3 protein-coding genes are annotated in these 2,793 nt (G+C 38.2%); 2 read left to right on the top strand and 1 reads right to left on the bottom strand.

The genetic code is table 11. The features are described 5' to 3' along the window. Positions 1 to 195 precede the first annotated feature (195 nt). Positions 196 to 1,746, top strand: a complete 1,551-nt coding sequence (locus ADF62_RS08045) for a BCCT family transporter (protein ID WP_002885312.1) — start codon at positions 196 to 198, stop codon at positions 1,744 to 1,746. A 202-nt stretch (positions 1,747 to 1,948) separates the two neighbouring features. Then, positions 1,949 to 2,317: a potassium channel family protein gene (locus ADF62_RS08040; protein ID WP_080551210.1), complete on the top strand. Its 369-nt coding sequence runs from the start codon at positions 1,949 to 1,951 to the stop codon at positions 2,315 to 2,317. Between the two features lie 12 nt (positions 2,318 to 2,329). Here ADF62_RS08040 and ADF62_RS08035 read toward each other — a convergent pair whose 3' ends face one another. Beyond that, positions 2,330 to 2,569 carry a protein rep gene (locus ADF62_RS08035; RefSeq protein WP_002885362.1) on the bottom strand — a complete coding sequence of 80 codons (240 nt, stop codon included), beginning with the start codon at positions 2,567 to 2,569 and terminating at the stop codon, positions 2,330 to 2,332. Between the last annotated feature and the right edge of the window lie 224 nt (positions 2,570 to 2,793).

Raw genomic sequence — 2,793 nt, 5'->3', positions numbered from 1 at the left:
ATCATTGAATTATCAATCACCCTACCAAGTTTTTCTGAGTTACTTGAAAAGTCTAACTTAATTTGACAATTTAGGTTCTTAAACGTCTCTAGTTAATCAACTAAAAATTATAACTAGCTGGGTGTTATCTAATCTCCCCTCATTTTTAAGTTATTATCATTTTTGATATAATGGTAGAGAATGAAAGGAGATTTTATGTCAACTAAAAATTTAACGCCGGTCTTAAAAACCTCTTTTGTGCTACTGGCTATCCTGGTCCTTCTTGGTATTGTTATGCCTGACGGCTACCAAGTTTGGTCAGAACAACTAAGGGAAGTTATTTCAGATAAACTTGGCTGGTTTTACTTATTACTGGTCACGTCAATCGTTCTACTTTGTGGCTTTTTCCTGGTTAGTCCCGTTGGGCAAATCAAACTGGGGGAACCCAATTCGGTGCCTGAACACTCTACTATCTCTTGGATTGCCATGATATTTTCTGCTGGAATGGGAATCGGCCTTGTCTTCTACGGTGCCGCAGAGCCCTTATCCCATTATGCCATTTCAACGGTACGAGCTACCCCAGGGTCGCAGGAAGCCTTAGCCGATGCTTTCCGTTACACTTTCTTTCACTGGGGCATCCATGCCTGGGCAATATATGCTTTAATCGCCCTGGCCCTTGCCTACTTTGGTTTCCGAAAAAAAGAGAAATATCTTTTATCGGTTACCTTAAAGCCCTTGTTTGGTAAAAAAACAAACGGTAGCCTTGGTAAGATCGTAGATACGATTACAGTGGTCGCTACTGTTATCGGGGTGGCAACCACTCTTGGTTTTGGGGCAGCCCAAATCAATGGGGGACTCAACTACCTCTTTGGTATTCCAAACAATGCCCTTGTGCAAGTTATTATCATAATTATCACAACCATCCTCTTTACCATTTCAGCCCTTTCTGGTCTTGGAAAAGGGGTAAAAATCTTATCAAACACCAATCTTATTTTAGCGGTTGGACTACTCGCCATCACCATAATCATCGGTCCCACAGTCCAGATTTTTAATACCTTGACCGATAGTATCGGACTGTATATTTCCAATTTCTTCCGTATGAGTTTCAGTGCTGGTTCCTTTGGTCAATACAATCGTGACTGGATCAATACTTGGACGATTTTCTATTGGGCTTGGTGGATTTCTTGGTCACCATTCGTGGGAGTTTTTATTGCCAGAATTTCTAAAGGACGTAGTATCAGACAATTTCTATCCATCGTCTTATTAGCACCGACTGTATTAAGCTTTTTATGGTTTTCTACCTTTGGAACACTTTCAACGCATGTTCAATCACTTGGAAATGTAGATTTAACACAGTTTCCAAGTGAGCAGACCTTGTTTGCAACCTTCAGTCAACTGCCATTTGGTTTTATTGCCTCCGTTGTTGCCATCATCTTGATCATTACCTTCTTTATCACGTCAGCAGACTCTGCGACCTATGTGCTAGCTATGCTCTCTGATGATGGGAATCTCAAACCAAAGAATAACCTTAAAATCTTCTGGGGCGTACTCCTTGCGACTATTGCCATCGTCTTACTTCTTTCAGGGGGCTTAGTAGCCTTGCAAAATACGCTGATTATCGTAGCCTTTCCATTTTCACTCATCATGGTACTGATCATGGTTTCCCTAGTCATTGAATTGCTACACGAAAAAGACAAGATGGGACTGTCAATCACACCGACACGATACCCTAAAAAAGATCAACCCTTCAAATCTTATGAAGAATAAATAACCCAATTTGTAAAATTAAGCTAGACAGAAAAAGCCTATGTTAGGCTCAGATAAACACCACATTTGTCTGAAAGGAACTAACATAAATGACCTATACTCATCTTACCACAAACGAGCTTGTAACGATAGAGGCTTACTATCAAGAAAACATAATAAAAATTAATATAAAAAGTTTCTAAAATACATATTTAGACACTTTTTGTATGCTATAATTTTCATTAACACTATAACAAAGGAGAACCAAATGAAACGTTTAAATACTCTATTTCATATTATAAAAGTTACAGGATTTAATCAATTTTTGATAAGTTTTGTAAGTTTTATTTTTATTTCAGGAGGAATACTTTTATTAGTTGAACCTCAAATAAGTAATTACTGGGATGGACTATGGTATGCTTTTGTCACATCAACAACAGTAGGTTACGGAGATATACTAGCTACTACTCTAATCGGACGTATTACTAGCGTCTTTTTAACTGTATATGGACTTATTTTTTTTGGATGCTTATCAGCCGTAATTGTCAATTACTACAGCAAATTAAATACACCTAATAATAAAACTGACTAACATATTTCTTAGTTACTGTAAAAAATAATTCTTTCTCTGCCAATTCCAAACGGCTACAATTTCCTGACCTCGCGATACTTCTTGACTATCCTCTCCAGTCTGAACAAGATTACCATCTTCGACATCATCTAAGTCTAATTCTTTCTTGATAGTCTTGAAGAGTTTGCCAAATCCAATCTGTCGTTTCCGATAAAGTCCCTCAAACAAATCACCCGTTATCCGTTCTTTCGTCTCTTCAGACAAGACAATCACTTGTTTGTCATTCTCTTTCTCGACATCAAATGGATTTTACTAATATTTCTCAAAATTATGAGGCTGGGACAAAAGTCCTAGCCTCTTTATTGTTTTTGGATTGTCGAGCAAGACGCAGTGGTTGAGTGGGCTCTACTACGCTGATTTCATCAGCTTTTACTGCCCTACTCAACTGTGCGGAGGTGGGACGACGAAATCGAATTCTAACGAATTACCGATTTCTG

This window comes from Streptococcus sp. 1004_SSPC (genome assembly GCF_001069025.1).
Lineage (GTDB): Bacteria > Bacillota > Bacilli > Lactobacillales > Streptococcaceae > Streptococcus > Streptococcus vestibularis.
Note: the sequence above shows the minus strand (reverse complement) of the source record. Positions and strands in the feature narration are given on the sequence as shown.